12 protein-coding genes and 2 tRNA genes are annotated in these 16,132 nt (G+C 69.9%); 8 read left to right on the top strand and 6 right to left on the bottom strand.

The genetic code is table 11. The features are described 5' to 3' along the window. Window positions 1-1,503 carry a class I adenylate-forming enzyme family protein gene (locus tag ACZ63D_RS41530; RefSeq protein WP_465359824.1) on the bottom strand — a complete coding sequence of 501 codons (1,503 nt, stop codon included), beginning with the start codon at window positions 1,501-1,503 and terminating at the stop codon, window positions 1-3. A gap of 136 nt (window positions 1,504-1,639) precedes the next feature. Continuing rightward, window positions 1,640-3,457, bottom strand: a complete 1,818-nt coding sequence (locus ACZ63D_RS41525; RefSeq protein WP_465359823.1) for a flavin-containing monooxygenase — start codon at window positions 3,455-3,457, stop codon at window positions 1,640-1,642. 143 nt (window positions 3,458-3,600) lie between these two features. Here ACZ63D_RS41525 and ACZ63D_RS41520 point away from each other — a divergent pair, with 143 nt between their 5' ends. The 4 genes from ACZ63D_RS41520 (at window position 3,601) to ACZ63D_RS41505 (ending at window position 5,630) form a co-directional block, all read left to right on the top strand. Continuing rightward, window positions 3,601-4,803: a sigma-54-dependent transcriptional regulator family protein gene (locus tag ACZ63D_RS41520; protein WP_465359822.1), complete on the top strand. Its 1,203-nt coding sequence runs from the start codon at window positions 3,601-3,603 to the stop codon at window positions 4,801-4,803. An 84-nt stretch (window positions 4,804-4,887) separates the two neighbouring features. After that, window positions 4,888-4,959, top strand: a tRNA-Val gene (locus ACZ63D_RS41515). A gap of 34 nt (window positions 4,960-4,993) precedes the next feature. Next, a tRNA-Val gene (locus tag ACZ63D_RS41510) sits at window positions 4,994-5,068 on the top strand. Between the two features lie 220 nt (window positions 5,069-5,288). Continuing rightward, the gene (locus tag ACZ63D_RS41505) at window positions 5,289-5,630 is read left to right on the top strand and encodes a hypothetical protein (protein ID WP_465359821.1); all 342 of its coding nucleotides are present in this window, start codon (window positions 5,289-5,291) and stop codon (window positions 5,628-5,630) included. 77 nt (window positions 5,631-5,707) lie between these two features. On the opposite strand, the gene ACZ63D_RS41500 is transcribed toward ACZ63D_RS41505, so the two are convergent. Genes ACZ63D_RS41500 through ACZ63D_RS41485 form a run of 4 tightly spaced genes read right to left on the bottom strand, consistent with a single transcriptional unit; the run spans window position 5,708 to window position 11,403 of the window. Beyond that, complete coding sequence (locus tag ACZ63D_RS41500) at window positions 5,708-6,256, bottom strand: hypothetical protein (protein ID WP_465359820.1); 549 nt, start codon at window positions 6,254-6,256, stop codon at window positions 5,708-5,710. Further along, window positions 6,244-10,518, bottom strand: coding sequence for a DUF6531 domain-containing protein (locus ACZ63D_RS41495; RefSeq protein WP_465359819.1), 4,275 nt, complete (start codon window positions 10,516-10,518; stop codon window positions 6,244-6,246). The genes ACZ63D_RS41500 and ACZ63D_RS41495 overlap by 13 nt, the downstream gene beginning before the upstream one ends. Continuing rightward, a complete protein-coding gene (locus tag ACZ63D_RS41490; RefSeq protein ID WP_465359818.1) occupies window positions 10,515-10,847 on the bottom strand; it encodes a type VII secretion target in 333 nt (110 codons plus the stop codon). Before ACZ63D_RS41490 ends, ACZ63D_RS41495 begins: the two co-directional genes overlap by 4 nt. A 13-nt stretch (window positions 10,848-10,860) precedes the next feature. Continuing rightward, window positions 10,861-11,403 carry a YbaB/EbfC family nucleoid-associated protein gene (locus ACZ63D_RS41485; RefSeq protein WP_465359817.1) on the bottom strand — a complete coding sequence of 181 codons (543 nt, stop codon included), beginning with the start codon at window positions 11,401-11,403 and terminating at the stop codon, window positions 10,861-10,863. Between the two features lie 368 nt (window positions 11,404-11,771). Between ACZ63D_RS41485 and ACZ63D_RS41480 the strand changes: the two genes are divergently transcribed. From ACZ63D_RS41480 to pdxR, 4 genes are all read left to right on the top strand, one after another. Continuing rightward, window positions 11,772-13,907 carry a phosphocholine-specific phospholipase C gene (locus ACZ63D_RS41480; RefSeq protein WP_465359816.1) on the top strand — a complete coding sequence of 712 codons (2,136 nt, stop codon included), beginning with the start codon at window positions 11,772-11,774 and terminating at the stop codon, window positions 13,905-13,907. A gap of 108 nt (window positions 13,908-14,015) precedes the next feature. After that, complete coding sequence (locus ACZ63D_RS41475; RefSeq protein ID WP_465359815.1) at window positions 14,016-14,492, top strand: 6-phosphofructokinase; 477 nt, start codon at window positions 14,016-14,018, stop codon at window positions 14,490-14,492. Between the two features lie 64 nt (window positions 14,493-14,556). Beyond that, window positions 14,557-14,691: a hypothetical protein gene (locus tag ACZ63D_RS41470; protein WP_465359814.1), complete on the top strand. Its 135-nt coding sequence runs from the start codon at window positions 14,557-14,559 to the stop codon at window positions 14,689-14,691. Window positions 14,692-14,713: 22 nt separating this feature from the next. Continuing rightward, entirely contained in the window at window positions 14,714-16,105 is a 1,392-nt protein-coding gene (pdxR, locus tag ACZ63D_RS41465) for a MocR-like pyridoxine biosynthesis transcription factor PdxR (protein ID WP_465359813.1), read from the top strand. Window positions 16,106-16,132: the final 27 nt, after the last annotated feature.

The following is a 16,132-nucleotide window of genomic DNA, read 5'->3' as shown; positions in this document are numbered from 1 at the left end:
CTAGCCCTTTTCCGCGCGCAGGACAGCCTTGTGCACTTTCCCGGACGGCGTGAGCGGCAGGCTGTCCTGGAGCACGATCTGGCGCGGGACCTTGTAGTCAGCCACCTTTCCCGCGCAGTACTCCTTGAGCTCCGCCTCGGTGACCGCCGAATCCGCCGCCGGGACAACGTAATACCGGCCGATCTCCCCCAGCACTGGATCGGGAACGCCGATCCCGGCCGCCAGCAGGACACCGGGATGCGCGGCGAGAACGTTTTCCACCTCGACCGGATAAATATTGAATCCGCCTTGGACGAACATGTCCTTGGCGCGGCCGCGCAGCGTCAGGCACCCGTGCTCGTCCTGCTGGGCCATGTCCCCGGTGCGCAGCCAGCCGTCCGCGTCGACCGCCGCCGCGGTTTCCTCCGGCAGATTGTGGTACCCGGCCATGATCGACGGAGTACGGAACAGCAGTTCGCCGATTTCGCCCACGGGCAGGGTTTCTCCGGACGGCCCGACGATTTTCGCTTCCACCCCGGGGAAAGGAACTCCGATCGAGCGTTCGGTCGCTTCGGTGCTGGCATTCCAGGGCGTCATCACCACGCCACCGGACACTTCGCTCAGCCCGTACAGATTCATCACTGCCGCCTTCGGAAAGGCAGCCGTAAGACGTTGCAGCAGAGCAGGTTCCGCGTTCGCGCCGCCGGTGACGACCAGGCGGATCGCCGATGTGTCCACACCCGCGAAACGCTCGTGGTTGAGCAGCAGCGTGTGCATGGTCGGCACGCCGACCCACATGGTCAGGCCAGCCGTCCGGAACAAATCGGCGGCGGCACCGGCGTCGAAGGAGGGCAGCAGCACCGACCGGCTGCGCGCGACCAAAGCGGACAGCACACAGCAGGTGATGCCGCTGACGTGGTTCAGCGGAACGGCTACCGGAAGCACGTCTTCGGGGCTCAGCTGCAGGTGATCGGCTTCCGCGGCGGCAGACGCCAACTGGCCGCGATGGGTCAGCGTCGCGCCTTTGGGACGGCCGGTGGTGCCGGAGGTGTAAATGATCATCACCGGGTCGTCGGCTTCGACCGCCGCCGCGGCGGCCGCTACTGCGTCGTGGTCCGGCTCCGCTGAACCCAAGTCGGCGAAGGTCGCGACGTCAACACCGGGCAGCGCGAGGTTCCCCAGCAGGGCAAGAAAATCGACGTCTCCCGCCGAAGGCTCGGTCACCACCAGCCGCGCTCCGGAATCAGCCAGGATGTGCGCGAATTCGGTTTCCCGGTACCGCGGGCTCAATCCCACCACTGAGGCACCGAGCTTCGCGGCGGCGAAGTACACCGCCAGCCACTCCGGCGTCGTGTGCCCGTTGACCGCGATCCGGTCGCCACGCCGCACGCCCCGCCGCAGGAAGTCGGCGGCGATCCGGTCCGACCACGCGTCCATCTCGCCGAACCGGAGGTCGCGTGAACCGGCCGTCCAGCCGACGGCATCCGCGGGCGCGGTGCGGAGCAGGTCGTGAATGCGCGTCATCGCTCGTCCTCACTGGATCAGGTGGACAGCAAGGAAGCCGAGCCGCCCCTTTCGACCACAAGCCGGATGGTAGACCGTGAAAGGCTTCGTGTCGCAGAGGGAAACCCGGCGGCGGCCACCGGGTTTCCCGCACCGCTCAAGACAGGTGATGCACCTCCTGCAGCCCGTACACCGGCGTCTCAAGCCCCTCGAACCGCGCCTTCAGCTGCAACGCCAGATACAGCGAGTAATGCCGCGACTGGTGCAGATTCCCGCCGTGGAACCACAATCCCTCCTGCTGGGTGGGCTTCCACATGTTGCGCTGCTCGCCCTCCCACGGCCCCGGGTCCTTCGTCGTGTCCGAGCCGAGGCCCCAGCATTTGCCGACCTTGTCCGCGGTCTCCTGCCCGACCAGGTCGGCGACCCAGCCGTTCATCGACCCGTAGCCGGTCGCGTAGACGACCACGTCGGCCTCCAGTTCGGTGCCGTCCGCCAGCACCACGGACGTCGCGGTCAGATGGTCGACCTGGCCGTGCGCGAGCTTGATGCTGCCGTCGGCGACGAGTTCCGCCGCGCCCACGTCGATGTAGTAGCCGGAGCCGCGGCGCAGGTATTTCATGAACAGGCCGGAGCCGTCGTCGCCCCAGTCGTGGTCGAAGCCCGCCGCTTCGAGCCGGGCATAGAAGTCCGCGTCGCGCTCGCGGATCGCTTGGTACACCGGGATCTGGAACTCCGGCATGATCCGGTACGGGATCGACGCGAAGATCAGGTCGGCCTTCTCGGTGGTGACGCCCGAGGCCACCGCGCGCTCCGAGTACAGGTCGCCGAGGCCGAGGTCCATCAGCGAATCCGACTTCACGATGTGCGTGGACGAACGCTGCACCATCGTCACGTCCGCGCCGTGCTCCCAGAGCGCCGCGCAGATGTCGTGCGCCGAGTTGTTCGAGCCGACGACGACCGCCTTCTTGCCCGCGTACGCGTCCGGGCCGGGGTGCTGCGACGAATGGTGCTGATCGCCCTGGAACTCGTCCATCCCGGGGAACGACGGCAGATTCGGCTTGCCGGACATGCCGGTCGCGAACACGACGTGCCGCGGCGTCAGGACCACCTGCTCGCCGTCGCGGTCGACGTTCACGTGCCACTGCTTGGCTTCGTCGTCCCACGTCGCGGAGGTGACCGCGGACCGCGTCCAGTACGGCACCTCCATCAGGCGCGTGTACATCTCCAGCCAGTCGGCGATCTTGTCCTTCGGCGCGAACACCGGCCAGTTCTCCGGGAACGGCAGGTAAGGCAGGTGGTCGTACCAGACCGGGTCGTGCAGGCAGAGATTCTTGTACCGCTTGCGCCACGAATCGCCCGGCCGGTCGTTGCGCTCCACCACCAGCGACGGCACGCCGAGCTGGCGCAGCCGGGCACCGAGTGCGATCCCGCCCTGCCCGCCGCCGATCACGACGACGTAGGGCTGCTGGCCATAGCCGAGCGTCTCCTGTTCCTCGGCCCGCTTCTCCGCCCACGACCGGCGGCCGCGGACCACGCCGTGCTCGACGCCCTTGGGCCGCCGTTCCCGCTGGGACTCCTCGAAACCCTTCAGCTCGCGCAGGCTGGTGAGCAGCGTCCACGCGCCCTCTTCCTTGAGCCGCAGATGGCCTTTCGCGCGTCCGACAGCGGTCTCGAACTCGATCCACGCTTCGGTGACACCGTTGGCTTCCGTGGCCGGTTCGGCGGTACGGAACCCGCTCGGGTCCGTCGTCTCGAGACAACTGCCGAGAAGCCCGGCGACCCCGTCGCGGCCCTCGACGGTCTTGAGGTTCCAGGTGAACGAAACCAAGTCGCGCCAATAGGAATCGACGGCGAACAACGCCGCGGCAGCCTCGATGTCGCGGGCGGCCAGCGCGGCCTCGAACCGGGCCAGCCAGTCCTCGACGCGGGCCTGCGGCGTGCTCGCCTCCGCGATCCGGTCGACTGTCTGTGTCATGGCTACTCCTCGGACGTCGCTGTCGTGGGGTGTAGCGCCGATCACACTCCCCGGCCGAGGCGCGCGGCAAGGGTTGCAGCGAGTTGCACGCGCCGAGGCATGACAACGTCGGCGCAGGTCACCTATGCTGGGCCGCTGACGCGATGCTGCGGGAGGTGACTGTGGTGGTGCACAGCGCGGTGCCTCCGGGCCGCCACCTGCCCACCCACGCCCGCGACCTCGTCCGGATGCACGAAGCCGTCATCGGCGGCGGCCGTCCCGCTGTTCCGCCGCGTCCGCTCGTCTCGCGTTCCTGGTCCCGCGTGCTCAGCCTCGGCCTCACCGCCGACGGGATGAACGCCCGCGATTCGGTGCCCGGCGACGAGGTCGAACGCCGCAGGCACGGCTCCCCGCTGCGGCACGTCATCGAGGACCTCCGCCAGGTCGTCGGCGCGACCTCCGATTCGGCCCACATGCTCTTGGTGGTCACCGACGCCGACGGCATCATCCTGTGGCGCGAAGGCTCGTCAGCCATCCGGCGGAAGGCGGACACGCTCGGCTTCACCGAAGGCTCCGAGTGGACCGAAGCCCGCGTCGGCACCAACGCGATCGGCACCGCCCTCGCCGAGGCCGCGCCCATCGAACTGCTCGCCGGCGAACACTTCGAGCAGAACCAGCACCCGTGGTACTGCACCGCCTCGCCCATCCACGACCCGCGCACCGGCGAGCTGCTCGGCGTCATCGACGTCAGCGGCCCCGCGCTCACCCTCCACCCGGCGATCGGCGCCCTCGTCGAAACCGGCAAACGGCTGGCCGAATCGCAACTGTGGCGCAGCCACCGCCAGCGCCTCGAACGACTGCGCCAGATGGCTGAACCTGTCCTCTCCTCCGGCCCCGCCCTCGTCGTGGACGAGGACGGCTGGGTCGCGCACAGCGTCGGCGTCTCCGCGGGCGAACGCGTCGCCGCCCCGAAAGCCGGCCAGGTCGTCGCCGTCCCCGGCCTCGGAGCCTGCCTCCCCGAACCCATCGCCGACGGCTGGCTCGTCCGCCCCGCCAGCACCGCCCGCACCGTCCGGCTCGACCTGGACCTCACGCCCGCCCCCCTGCTCAGCCTCCAAGCCGGCGACACCAGCTGGCGCCGCCCGGTCACCAAACGGCACGCCGAAATCCTGGTCCGCCTCCACAAAGCAGGCCGCGAAGGCCTCTCCGCGGTCGCGCTGAGCCACGCCCTCTACGGAGACGCCGAACACCTCGTCACCGTCCGCGCCGAGGTCTCCCGCCTGCGCCGCCTGCTCGGCGCCATCGTCGACACCCGCCCCTACCGCCTCGCCGACGGCGTGCGCATGACTGTCCACGCAGGACAGTGACCAGCGCGGTCCGGCAAACCGGCCCCCCGGTGCGGGCGGCGCCGAGGCGTCCGCTAATGTTTACGACACGTTGCACAGCAGCACGCGCGATTAGCTCAGCGGGAGAGCGCTTCCCTGACACGGAAGAGGTCACTGGTTCAATCCCAGTATCGCGCACTCCAGTCCACCCCAGGCTGGTGCGTTGCACAACGGGCGATTAGCTCAGGGGGAGAGCGCTTCGTTCACACCGAAGAGGTCACTGGTTCGATCCCAGTATCGCCCACCATCCGTTATCGCGAACGGCCTGCCGAGTGTTTTCCGGCAGGCCGTTCGCGGTTTTCGGGCCGCCGACGCGGCGCCGCTGGAGTTCAAGGCGAACCGCTTCCCCGATCTCACCGGGAAGCTGACCGACCCGATCTCGCTCGATACGATCGGCCGGAATTCTTTCCCCGCTCCAGAAGCTCGAGGACTTCCTCAAGCCCTGCGTCTTCGTCCCGAGGTGACCCGTGTCCGCTGATTTCATCGTCGATCCGCCGGGGAAGGCGGATCTGGACTTCCTCGACTGGATGCCGAGCCGCGGCCTGCTGCGCCGCGTCCTCGGGTTCATCGCGGACGAGGTCGAGGACAAGGCGCTGGCCGAGGACCTGCGGGCGTTCGTGGCAGGCGGTTACGCCTTTTTCTCGCTCGGCGTCTTTTCCGCGGAGCAGGCCGGGGAGATCATGAAGGTGATCCGGGAGAAGCTGCCCGCCGCCGTCGAAGAGTGGTTCCCCGGCGACGAAGGCGCGCGGCAGAACATCGCGGAGCTCGTCGAGATGGTCGAGGAAGCCGAAGCCGCTCCCTCGGCGTGACGTGGAACTGGCGGGCAGCGAACATCGCGGTGCCTTCCGGGGTGCACCCCCGTCGTGCGTAGTCCCGATTCCTGGGCTCAGGGCGTTCCGGTGCTCCGGGATTTCGCGCGCTGAGCGGCGGTATTCCGGATCTTCTTGGTACGCCCGTGCTCGGCCAGCAAGGCCAGCATCTCCCGCGAAGCGGAGAAATCGGCCAGCCGCCGCTGCATCCAGTCGCTCGCGGACGCCAGGTCGGCGACGTCCGGGGCCCGGCCGTTCTCGGCCTCCAGCCACACTTCCCAGTCCCGCACCCGCTGCCGGACGAACTCGCGGTCCTTCTCCGGCGCGAGCCGGTCCGCCTCCGCGACGATCCCCGCCGCCAGCCGCCGGAACTCGGCCGGATCGGCGGTCTCCCCGGCGACGTGGTCGACCAGTTCCACCACCGCCGTCTTGGCTGTCAGCGGCTCCGGATCCCGCACCAGCACCGCAGCCAGCTCCCGGGGGTCCACCCCACCGGACGCGATGACGCGACGGTAGGCGGCGGATCGGACGTGTTCGTCCGCGACCGCGGCGTCGACCTCGACGTCGGTCAGCCCCGCGGCCTCGAACAAGGCGGTCACATCCGCGCGCAGCGTCACTTCTTGCATCCTTTAACGGCGTTCTTCCGCTCTGCCTCGGCTTTTTCCTCTGCCTGATTGCGCTTGCCGAGCTTCCGGACGGCCTTCCGGACCTCCTTTTTGTATTCTCCCACCACGGCCCGCTGCTTGCCCGAAAGCTCCGGCTGGCCGTCGATCGGATGGCCGTTCGGCCCGATCCGCACCTCCCGGCCCCCGCCGCCGGTGACGTGGGCGTGCGCGGGCTTGTCGACGTCGTACTCGTGCACCACGATGCGCACGCCGTTCTTGCTGACGTCGAGCAGGGAAAGGCCGACCGGGTCGAGCCAGGTCAACGGGTTCGGCACGTAGCTGTGCGGCCAGTACCCGCCCGCGAGGCCCACCGGGTCGGCGCTGAAATACCGGGCGGTTTCCGGGTCGTAGTACCGGAAGTAGTTGTAGTTGAGCCCGGATTCGGGATCGGCGTACTGGCCGGGGAACCGCAGCGGCGTCGTCGTCGTGCCGCCGTGCGCGATCGGCTTGCCCCACACCGTGTTCTGCCCGAACCACGCGACCGCGCCGTGCTCGTCCAGCAGTTCGGTCGGCGCGCCGACGAGGTCGGTGACGATCGCGTAGAACCGCTCGTCGGTGCTCCGCCGCTCCACCTGGACGAGCGGCCGGTGCGAGGACGGGTCGTAGTCCCAGGTCAGCGACTGCCCGGCGGTGTGCTGCTCGGCGAGCGTCGTACCGTCCCAGACGAAGTCGACCCGCTCGGCGACCTGGCCGCCGACGTGCCGTTCCTTCGCGATCCGCCGGCCCAGCGCGTCGTAGCGGTAGCGCCAGCCGGCGCGGTCCGGGGTGATCAGGCCGACCAGCTGGTCGTCGGCGTTCCACTCGTACTGCCACACTTCGGCGCCGCGCTGCTTGCGCACCACCCGGCCCTGCGCGTCGTACTGGTAGTGCAGCGCGCCCGCGTCGTGCAGCAGAGTTCCGGTGCTGCGCCAAGTCTCGGCGCCTTCGCCGGCGAGATTGCCCGCCTCGTCGTAGGCGTACTGCTCGGACCAGCGCTCCCCGCGCACCCGCGTGACCCGGCCGAACCCGTCGAGGTCGAACTGGCGCGCGCCGTGGATCCGGTCGGTCATGGCGACGACGCTGCCGTCCGGGCGGTAGCGGAACGTCCGGTGCTGCACCTGTCGCGCTGGGTCGTCGCCTCCGCCGAGCACGGCCTGCCCGACCAGCCGGTCGGACGGGTCCCAGGACTGGGCGAGCCGCACGCCGGACGGGGTCGTCCGGAGGGTTTCCCGGCCCGCCGCGTCGTACCCGAAACTCAGCACCCGGCTGCCGTTGCGCAGCGCGAGCGGCGACCCGGCGGCGTCGTACTCCCACGTCGTCACGGTGCCGCTCGGCGTCCGCCTGCGCACGCAGCGGCCGAGCGCGTCGAACTCCGACTCGACCGTCCGGCCGTTCACCGTCTCGGCCCGCACCCGGCCGAGGATGTCCCTGGTCAGTTCGACGGTCGAATCCCGGTTCGCCGCGGACACGAGCCGGCCCGCCCGGTCGTACGCGAAGCGCTGAATGTCCGTCGGGGACTGGGCCGCCACGATGTTGCCGCGGGCATCGCGCTCGTAGGCGACGCTTTGCCCGGCTCCGTTGGTCTTCCCGGCGAGCCGGCCCGCCGCGTCCCGCGTGTAGGTCGTGACGCGTCCGTTGAAATCGGTTTCGCGGACCAGGAAACCGGCCGCGTCGTACTCGTAGCGCCAAACCGAGCCTTGGGCGTTGGTGACCGAGGTCAGGTTCAGCTCGGTGTCGTAGCCGAACTCGATCCGGGAGCCGTCCGCGCCGATCTGCGCGGCAGGCAGGTCGAAATGGGTCGTGGCGACCGACAGCTGCCGGACCCCGCCCACGGAGTACTCGGCGAAGTTGCCCTCCGGGTCGTGCCGCCAGCGCTCGACCGTCCCGTCCGCGCGGGTCCGGGCCAGCGGTTTTCCTTCCACCGTCCACGAGGTCGTTACGGTGTGGCCCAGCGGATCCGTTTCCGCGGTGATCCGGCCGAATTCGTCGCGGGCGATCCGCGTGGTCCGGCCGAGCGGGTCGGTCAGCGCCACCGGCAGGCCGCGGGCGTCGGTCTCGATGCGGCGGACGTTGCCGAGCGCGTCGGTCTCGGCGCGCAGTTGCCCGAATTCGTTGTACTCGTACCGCGTGACCGCGCCCGCCGGATCGGTTTCCTCGACGATATTGCCGCGTTCGTCGCGCCGGTAAGCCCATTGCGCGCCGTCGGCGTCGACCACCGCGACCGGCAGGCCGCGGGAGTCGCAAACCGTGCTGGTGACACTTCCGTCCGGATGAACCGTCCGGACGGGTTCGTCGGTGAGGCCGTACTCGTACCGTGTGGTGTGCCCCAGCGGATCGGTTTCCGCGGTGACCCGGCCGAAACGGTCCCGTTCGAACACCGTGGTCGCGCCGAGCGGGTCGGTCTGGCGCACCAGCTGCCATTCGGCGTCGAACTGGAAAACGCTGACCGCGCCGAGCGAATTGCGGTAGGTCGTGACCCGGTTCCGGGCGTCGTAGCCGATCGAGCAGGCGAGCGCGCCGCCGCTGCCGTCGGTCCGCACGACCTGGCCCGCCTCGTTGTAGTGGTAGGTGTACCACTGCCCGTTGCGGTCGGTCCACGTCGTGACCCGGCCCGCCCGGTCGTACTCGAACCGCAGTGCCCGGCCCGACGAGTTGCCGACCGCCGACAGCCTGCCCTCGGCGTCGTACTGGTAGCTGGCCAGCGGGATGTCGCCGCCGGACGCGCGGGCCAACCGCAGCCCCACGACGCGGCCCGCCACCGTTTCGACCGCGATGCGGTAGCCGCCGGAATGCTCGATCGAAGTCGGGAAACCTTCGGCGTCCCGGGAGATCGTGACGGTGTTCCCGTTGCGGTCGGCGATCGCGGACAACAGAACCCGTTGCGGCGCACCGTTTTCCGGCGCGGCGCGGAAATGCCGGACCAGTCCGTCGGCCGGGCTGGTGACGGTGAACTCGGTGGCCGACAGCGCGCGCAACGGCCAGCGGGCGCCGTGCGAAGGAACGACCGGCGAGCCGTCCAGAGCGGGCAGCGGGTAGGTCAGCGTGACGCCGTCCTCGCCGACGTAGCAGACGCCTTCCTCGTCCAGCTCGACCCGCTGGTCTATTGTGGACGCCCAGGACGGGCCGAAGGAGCGGCCGAGCCGGTAACTCGACACGTGCGTCCGGCGCAGCACCAGCGGCAGCACGCCGGGCAGCTCGACATCCGTCTGGGACATCAGCATTTCGCCGGTGGCGAGGTCGACCGGGTCGCCGCCGGTGCACTTCCCGTCGTTGGGCCGCCCGTCCTTCGCCGGATCGGTGCTTTCGCGGGCGTGCGGCTCCCCCGCCTTCTCCGGAGAACCGTGCGGGCCGCCGCCTCCAGGTTCCGCGCTGCTGGGCGCGGTTCCGTCGTCCGGCGGGTGCGCCCCGTCACCGTGCGATGGCTTGCCTGCCGGGGAGTGTGGTTCGTCCGCGGACGAGACGTGGGTCGCGTCGCCGCCTTCTCCCGGCTTGCCGTGGAGGTCGGACAGCACCTTCTTGATCGACGCGAAGATCTCTTCGAGCTTCGCCATCATCGGCCGCAGCTTTTCGACCGAGTTGATCAGCTTCTTGATCAGCGCGCCGATCTTCTCGATCCACGCCGACACCTGCTCGACCACCTGCGCCACGACGACCGGCGTGCCGAGCCCGAGCGAGAAGACCTCTTCCAGCGCGTCCTGGATGAAATCGCCGACCGCCTGGGTGATCATGTCGCGGACGAGGCAGCGCACCGCGGCGGTGACCACGCCGACGACCTCCACCACCGTGCCGATCGTGTTCGCGCACGTCGCGGCGGCGTTGATGTGGTCGATCTTCTTTTTCAGGTTGTCCCGGTACGCGTCCGCGCCGCCGCCCCGCCAGTTCGCGGTGTCCTTCTCCACCGTCGCGGCCAGGTCTTTCGCCGCCTGCTGCGTCGCGGCGCCGACGTTCTTCCACGTCTGCGAGTACGCCGCGATCTGGTCGCCGTCGCCTGCCAGCTGGTTCAGCGCGTCCTGCAACGGTTTGACGTGCTCGATCAGCCAGTTCAGCCCGTAGGAGATCAGCGTGCCGACCGGATTCATCGCGATGGTCAGCATGTCCAGGCCCGCGCCGAGCCCGGAGATCCCGCCCTCGATCCAGGAACCGGACTGCACGCCGTCGTAGACGCCCGCGGCATCGTCGAGAACGCTGATCCCGGAATGCCAGGTCGTCGAATCCTGCCGCTGCGCCACCAGCGGATTGCTCATGAAAGCTTCTTCCCCAGATTGTCGATGGCCCGCGCGTGGTTCTGCTCCGCGGTCTGATAGGTCGTGACCGCCTTGGTCACCGCGCCGGACACCTCGCCCATCGCCTCGGCCGCGAGCCCGAGCGTGGCGAGGCCGGGGGCGCTCACCGCGAGCACGATCGGCACGAACAGCGGGCCGCAGATCATGCCGTAGGCCTGCACGCCCATGGTCACCTGTTCGGCCGCGGACAACGCCTGCCCCAGCGTCTTGCCGACCTGTTCGACCGCCTTCGCGTGCGTGGCCAATTCGTCCGGATGGACCTGGTAGCCGCCGGAACCGTCGCCCGCCATCGAATCCCCCCGCTCATCCCCTGGTCATGAACGACTGGCCGAAGTCGTCGTCCCCGTCGCCGGGATCGGCCGCCGGACGGCGGGCCGGGCGCGGCTTCGGCGCCGGCGCGCCGGCTTCCTCTTCGAGCACGCCGAGCGCTCGCTGGTTCCCCGGATCCGCGGATTCGGGTTCGTCCGGTTCGGGTTCCGGGAACTTGGCCCGGTAATTGCCGACGATCGTGTCCACCGTCGCCTGGTCGTCGCCGATCGTGGCGGCCATGACCTCGCCCAGCCGTTCCGGGAGCCGAGACTGCGCGCGCCGGAGGACGCTGAGCACCGCCGCGGCGATCCGGTCGCCGGAGAGTTCCCGGATCCGGTCCGAGACGCGCAGGTCGGTGACGTTGCCCGCGGAGTCGACCGTGACGGTGACCAGGCCGTCCTTGCCGGTCTCGGTCACCGAGACCTGTCCGGCCGCGGCCTGCATCGCCTGGTACCGCTCGGCTTTGGCTTTCGCCTGCGCGACCATCTGGTCGATCCGCGCGGCGGGACCGGGCCCGTTCGGCGACGGACCGCTCATGGTGTGCTCCTTCTTCCGTCCGGGCCGCGCGGAACCCCCATGGTCCGGGCCGTCCGCCAGGAAAGCACATCCCGGCCCGCTCAGTCGAAGTGCTTATGCGGCAAGAAAGAACAATGACTTTTTTGTCCGGAAAACCGGTTCCCGGGCCGCGCCCGGCCTGCCGCGCACTATCACCGGCGGCGCCGGAAGGATCACCGGATCCGCCGTCGCCGAGATCACGAAAATTCCTTCCGAAGCGCGGCCGGACGGAGTATTCACCCGCGCGCCAGATCCGGGACACTCAGCTCGTTCATGCTCTTTCCGGGCGAGCGGCGGCCGGTAAATCCGGGCGACCGCTGTCTCGCCGCGAGCACATGGAGGAACACGACATGGCGGGTACGAGTCGCCGGAATTTTCTCGGCATGGCGGGCGCTTCGCTCGCCGGGGCGGCGGCGGGCGGGCTGCTGCCGGGATCCATCGGGAAGGCGCTCGCGGTCGAACCGGCCCGCCGGTCGGGCACCATCGAGGACGTCGAGCACGTCGTCGTGCTGATGCAGGAAAACCGGTCTTTCGACCACTACTTCGGCACCATGCGCGGCGTGCGCGGCTACGGCGACCCCCGGCCGCACCTGCTGCCCAACGGACGGCCGGTGTTCTACCAGCCGCCGGCCAAGGTGCGCACCCCCGGCTACAACGGCCGGGGCCTGCCTGACGACGCCGAATACGTCCTGCCGTTCCCGCTCGACGCGCTCCGCACCAGCGAGCACATCGCGGGCACCCACCACGGCTGGGGCAGCGGCGAACCGCTGTGGAACGGCGGGCGCTACGACGGCTGGGTGAACGAAAAGCAGGACGTGTTCACCATGACCTACCAGCAGCGGTCCGAGCTGCCCTACCACTACGCGCTCGCCGAAGCGTTCACCATCTGCGACGCCTACCACTGCTCCGTCCCGGCCGACACCGCGCCGAACCGGATCCTCCTGTGGTCGGGCACGATCGACACGCAGAACCGCCTCGGCAGCAAGAAAAACGGGCCCGGGCTCTGGGAACGGCCGGACACCAACGGCTACAGCTGGACGACCTATCCCGAGCGCCTGCAGAAGGCCGGCGTGAGCTGGAAGCTCTACCAGGGCGGCAGCGGCATCCCCGGCGAACCGACCGACAACTACACCGACAACAGCCTCGAGTTCTTCGCGAACTACCACGCGAAGGAAGGCGCGTCCGGTCCGCTGGTCGAGCAGGGCGTTTCGACGCACACGCTCAAGGAGTTCCGCGCCGATGTGCAGGCCGGGAAGCTGCCGCAGGTCACCTGGATTGTCCCGCCGTACAAGTACAGCGAGCACGCCGCCGCGTCCGCCAGCGACGGCGCGTACTACCTGAACCTCGTCCTCGACGCGCTCGTCTCGAACCCCGAGGTGTGGAGCAAGACCGTCTTCTTCATCAACTACGACGAGAACGACGGCCTGTTCGACCACGTCGTCCCGCCGATGCCGCCGCTGGTCAACCGGCCCGGCACGGACGGGCTGGTCTCGCGTTCGCTCGCGGCGAGCCTGCCGGACGAGACCCTCGACTTCGACAAGCTCCCCAAGGGCACCGGCGGCGCGCCGACCGGCGTTTCGCTCACCGGCAAACACCCCGCCGGACTCGGTTCGCGGGTGCCGATGCTCGTCGTGTCGCCGTGGTCGCGCGGCGGCTGGGTCTGCTCGGAAACCTTCGACCACACCTCGGTGCTGCGCTTCCTGGAAGCCCGGTTCGGCGTGGCGGAGCCGAACATCAGCGCGTGGCGCCGTTCCGTCTGCGGCGACCTCACCTCGGCGTTCGACTTCTCCCGCCCGCAGACCAAACCGGTCGTGACCCCGACGCCCGCCCCGCTGCCGAGCAAGAACCAGCCGTTCTCGGTGAAGCTGCCGCAGACGATGCCGACGCAGGAGCCGGGCGTCCGCCCCGCACGAGCGCTGCCGTACCGGTTCACCACCGCGCTCGCCGGAAAGCGCGACGGCCGCTCGATTTCGGTGCAGTTCACCAATGACGGCACCGCGGGCGCGTACTTCTACGTCTACGCGCACGGCGATTCGCCCCGCCGCTACACCGTCGCCGCGCACGACACCATCAGCGACACCTGGGAAGGCGCGCCGGGCACCGACGAGCACGGCAACTACGACCTGCGGGTCACCGGCGCGAACGGTTACCTCGCACAGTTCACCGGCACCACCGCGGACACCAGCGAGCCCGAGGTGTCGGTGTCCACGAACAACTACGGAGTCCCCCTGCTGACGCTGACCGTCACGAACCCGGGACGGCAGCGCCGGAAACTGAAGCTGCGCAACGACTACAGCCGCGGTGCCGCCCGGACGATCGTGCTCGGCCCCGGCGAAACCCGGCGGGTGCCGTGCGAAACGGCGTCCTCGTTCGGCTGGTTCGACATCTCGCTGACCGACCCGGCCGCACCGGGCTACCTGCGCCGGTTCGCCGGGCACAACGAGACCGGACGGCCGAGCTTCAGCGACCCCGGCCCGCGGCGGTAATGCCCTCGGAAACCCGCTGAAAAGAACGGAAACGCCCGGCCGGGTGGACCTGGCCGGGCGTTTCCGCGTCCCGCTGCTTCATCGATTCAGCCGTGCCACGCTCGGCGCGTGCGGATCGGCATGCTGGCAGGCGACCTCGACTGCCCCGGAGCGAACGCGGTCGTCCGGGCGTTCGCCCGCAAGGGAATTGAGGTGCACGGCTGGGAGATTTCCGGCAGCCGGGACGGCTGGGCCGGGCTGCGAGAGAACCGGAGCGTGCCGATCGGGCCTCGCGAGATCGACGAAACTCGCGACCGTCCCCTTCTCAGCTCGTCGCGCGGCCCGGTCAAACCCGGCGATTCGCTGCACCAGCTCGACGCGCTGGTCGTGCTCGGCTCGGCGGACGCCCTTGCCGGGGCGGCGAAACTCGCCGCTGGCCCCCTCGACCGCTGCCGCACCACCGCCGAATCGCACGAGCGCGCGCTGGTCGTCGAGGTCGCCGAAGGCGCGCTCCCGGACAGGATCCCGGTGCCGAACGGCGTGGCGACCTGGCTGTCCGAGGAGATTTCGCGGCACACCGGCAAGGAGCCCGTGCGGTCACGGTGAGCCAGGAAGGCGGACGGCCGACCGGGAACTGGGCCTCCGGTTCGGTCTGCGCGCGGCCGACGCGGTGCACGCGGGCGAATCCGGCGTCATGGTCGCGCTGCACGGCACCGACGTCTGCACCGTCCCGCTGGCCGCCGCGGCCGAGCGGAAGACGGTCCCGCCCGGGCGCTACCGCGAAGTCGACGCCCTGCTCAGCTGACGCGCCAGGCTAAAGTCCGGCCATGAAGCGCGCATCGGTGGCCGAGGGACTCGACCTCTACCTGCCCGTCTCCACGACCCGCCCCGCGCACGCGCTCGAAACCGCCCTGCGCGCCGCGGTCGTCGACGGCCGGCTCCCGGTCGGCACCCGGCTGCCCGCCTCGCGCGCGCTCGCCACCGACCTCGGCATCGCCCGCAGCACCGTCTCCGAGGTTTACTCCCGGCTCTCCGCCGAAGGCTGGCTGGAGAGCCGCGTCGGCGCCGGAACGTGGATCGCCGGTTTCCCTCAGCAGGCGAAACCGGCTGCCGCGCAACGACAATCGGCACCGGAGTACGAGCTTCGCGGCGGACTGGCCGACGCTGGCGACTTCCCGCGCAGCCAGTGGAACGCGCAAACCCGGCGTGCGCTGGCGGAAATGCCGGTCTCAGCGTTCGCCTACGCGCCGCCCGAAGGCGCCGTCGAACTCCGCGACACTCTCGCCGGTTACCTCGCCCGGACTCGCGGAGTAGTGGTCACCGCGGCGGAAGTTCTGATCGGCAGCGGCTTCGGCGACCTGCTTTCGTTGACCTGCCGAAGCATTCGCGCGCGCGGCGGCAAGCGGATCGCCGTCGAGGAGTACGGGCACGAGCGGCACCGGCGGATCATCGCCGAGTCCGGTTTGGACATCGTCGCGATCCCCGTCGACGCGGACGGCGCCGACCTCGCGGACACCAAAGCCGACGCGGTCTTCCTCACCCCCGCCCACCAATTCCCGACCGGAGTACCGCTATCGCCGGAGCGCCGCCGAGCCGCGGTCGAATGGGCGAACGCCCGCGACGCGCTGATCCTCGAAGACGACTACGACGGAGAATTCCGTTACGACCGCCGCAGCATCGGCGCGCTCCAGGCCCTCGCCCCGGATCGGGTCGTGTATCTGGGCACGTCGAGCAAAGCTCTCGCCCCGGCGGTCGGGGTCGCCTGGGCGGTGACCCCGCCCGATCTGCTCCCTGAACTGCTCCGGCAGCGGAGCCTCAGCGGCGTCACCCCCAGCGGGCTGCACCAGCAGGTCCTCGCCCGGTTCATCGATTCCCACGAGTACGACCGCGCCGTCCGCCGTCGCCGGGCGACGTTCCGGACGCGCCGCGAACTGTTCGCCCAGCTTCTTGCCGAACGCGCGCCGCAGCTGCGGCCCGGCGGTCTCGCGGCGGGCCTGCAATGCCTGGTCGAACTCCCCGACACCGCTGCCGAAAACCGCACCCTCGCCGCCGCCCGCCAGTTCGGCGTCGCCCTCGAAGGACTCGCCGACTTCCGTGCCCCCGGCGGCAACCCGGACCGGGCCGGAGTCGTCATCGGCTACGGCGCGGTCTCGTCCGCCCGAGCCTCGCGCGCGCTCACTCTGGCCGCCGACGCACTGGCGAATGGACTGAGTTTCTAGCGCCGGATTGGCCGGGAACCCGGTCCA

This window comes from Amycolatopsis sp. NPDC104775, from assembly GCF_055583325.1.
The sequence above is the reverse complement of the archived record's forward strand: the minus strand, read 5'-3'. Positions and strand labels throughout refer to the sequence as shown.